This window comes from Bradyrhizobium sp. (genome assembly GCF_035570375.1).
Lineage (GTDB): Bacteria > Pseudomonadota > Alphaproteobacteria > Rhizobiales > Xanthobacteraceae > Bradyrhizobium.
On sequence record NZ_DATMLW010000158.1, the window covers coordinates 1 to 2480 of the forward strand.

Annotated in this window: 3 protein-coding genes and 1 pseudogene; all 4 read right to left on the reverse strand. The window is 60.4% G+C overall.

Translation table 11 applies throughout. The features are described from left to right. A partial coding sequence (locus VNX23_RS17010; protein ID WP_325631876.1) for an AMP-binding protein occupies positions 1–1266 on the reverse strand: 1266 nt, incomplete at its 3' end. Between the two features lie 32 nt (positions 1267–1298). Beyond that, complete coding sequence (locus VNX23_RS31085; RefSeq protein WP_414643023.1) at positions 1299–1664, reverse strand: SDR family NAD(P)-dependent oxidoreductase; 366 nt, start codon at positions 1662–1664, stop codon at positions 1299–1301. A gap of 3 nt (positions 1665–1667) precedes the next feature. Beyond that, complete coding sequence (locus VNX23_RS17015) at positions 1668–2108, reverse strand: phasin family protein (protein ID WP_325631878.1); 441 nt, start codon at positions 2106–2108, stop codon at positions 1668–1670. Positions 2109–2168: 60 nt separating this feature from the next. Beyond that, positions 2169–2480, reverse strand: a pseudogene (locus VNX23_RS17020) (alpha/beta hydrolase); the annotation flags it as partial.

Here is a 2480-nt window from a genome sequence, read left to right on the forward strand (position 1 = left end):
GCCCTTCATCACATTTGGGCCCTTGATGCAGATTTCTCCGCGTTGGCCACGCGGGACGTACTGCTCCGGGTTATCAATGCTGAGGAACTTGATGATGATACTGGGCATCGGCATTCCGCAGGATCCGACCTTGCGCATGCCATCCTTCTGGGCCGGCGTGAAGGTGCCGGCCGGCGAGGTCTCGGTCATGCCCCAGCCTTCGCTCAGGTTACAGCCGGTGATCGCGGCAAATTGCTGCGCGACCTCAAGCGGCAGCGGCGCCCCGCCTGAGCCGCAATATTTGAGCGTGCGCAAGCTGTGCCGGGGAGTCTCGGGATGGTTGATCAGCGCAGTGAACATCGTCGGCACACCGCAGAAGACGCTTACCGCTTTCGCCGAGATATCCTCAAGCGCGGCCTTTGGATCGAAGCGCACGTGCTGAATAATCTCCGCTCCTTGGAGAATAGCGAACAGAACATTCACCGCGAGCGCATAGATGTGGAATGGTGGAAGCACCGCAAGGAAGCGCTCCTGACCTTCGGCAAGCACCGGAGGAGAGCCGGCGGTCGTTGCCCTGTACTGCTGGCACGTGCTTGTAAGATTGGCGTGGGTAAGCATCGCGCCCTTCGGCAGACCTGTCGTCCCACCGGTATACTGAAGCACGGCAATCGTCTCGGCGGGATCGGCGACCGGATAGGGTTGGAAATTCCCATCGTTGCGGAGCAGTTCGGAGAAGCTGATGTGGCGGTCGTCCCATGTCACATCACTCAGTTGTCGGCTGGCCTTCATCTCGGTCATCACCGAGTCGGGATCGGCGCTCAGTTCGGCCAGGTTTCCCACCACCAGTTTCTTCAACCGCGTCTTGCCGAGCATTGCCGCCATCTGCGGATAGAGCGATGCGATATCAAGCGTGATCAATAAGTCGGTGCGGCTGTCCTCGATCTTGTGCTCCAGCACCGTGGCGGCGTCGAGCGGCGAGTAGTTGACCACCGTGCCGCCGGCCTTCAGCACGCCGAAAAACGCGATGATATAGTGCGGCGAGTTCGGCAAATACAGGCCGACATGGATGCCTGGCTTTACGCCAAGCTGCTGTAGTCCCCGCGCGGCGCGGTTCGCAAGGTTACCGAGATCGCGGTAGGTTATCCGTTTTCCCATGAATTCAATCGCGGGGCGATCCGCCCATTTTGCTACTGCGTCATCCAGAATTTTCTGGACTGGTCCGGGTACGATCTCGGCATCCCAGAGGACGCCCGAAGGATAGGAGTTGATCCAGGGCTTGTCGTTCATCAGGTCTCCCTCCCTTCTTAATCGTCAGGGCTTCAGCTCGCTGTGACCCACCGTCGACCGCCAGCGCGTGGCTGGTAATGAAGGCACAGGCGTCGGAGGCGAAGAGTACCATCAAGCCGTTTAGGTCTTCGAACTCGCCACAGCGTTTCATCGGCGGCAACTGCGCCGGCGCGCCCCGATCGAGGCGCAATCATCCTGGTCGGGAAATCGCCAGGCGCGATCCCGTAAACGTCGACGCCGAGCGGCGCCCATTCAGTGACAAGTATGCGCGTCATGTTCGCGAGCGCGCCTTTGCTGTCGGTATAGGCGGGGCGTCGGCCATCTTCTGGACAGCCACCGGTCAACCGCCCGTCTCGACGCGATTTCACCTTGCCGCGACGGCGCGGAACAGTCAACACGCCCTATTTCGGTTGCAGCAGCTTCTGCAAGTTTACCATATTCTCCTGCATGCGCTCCTGCACGATCTTCCACGCGTTGTTGCGCGATTGCGCTTCCATCTCGAAAAGTTCGCGGAAATCGGCGATCGCCTTCTCAATGCCCTGTTTTGCGACATCAGCGCGTTTTGATATCGCTTCGGCGCTCGTGGCATCTTTGACTGCTGCTTGCCATTCCGCCAGCGTTTCTCGGAGGATCTCGTTGCGTCGTGCCACGAGTGCCTTGATCCCTTCGGAAGCCTGCTGGCTCGCCTCTGTTAAAGCTTCCATGTCCTTGCGCTGCCAGTCGATAAGCGCGTCGATATCGAGGCTGGGCAACTGGAATTTCTCGATCAGCTTTTTGAGATCCTCAAATCCGGGAAACGCGCCTGCGTCCGGGCCGGTAGGTTGCCGTCTGTCGGTCTCCATGAATTTCGTCCTTCTCGGTTCGGTGGTTGCGGTGAATGATCAGGCGATGTGTCGAGCCAACTAGACCTCGATTGGACCGGCGCGCGACGGCGCCGTGCAATCGCCGTCGCAACGATACGGATCGGAATACAACAGGCTGCGGAGCCCGCCGCGATCGAACGGCCGCCATTCGTCTTCCGGCAGCGCAAGCCGGTCCGCGATCGCGTACAACACGGCGGGGTTGTACCCCAAGCCCGAATGGCTGCCCTCGACCTCGATGTTTTCCGTCGTGGCGCTCTCCTGTTCGCGGCAGCCCTGCCACGCGACGATGCCGTCGCTACGGGTATAGATTGCCGTGCTCGGCACCGGCGGCGGAAGCTTCATGGCTTCGCG

Excerpts from the sequence above, each read along its gene's own strand:
- VNX23_RS17015 (WP_325631878.1), bottom strand. The coding sequence starts at position 2,108 with ATGGAGACCGACAGACGGCAACCTACCGGCCCGGACGCAGGCGCGTTT.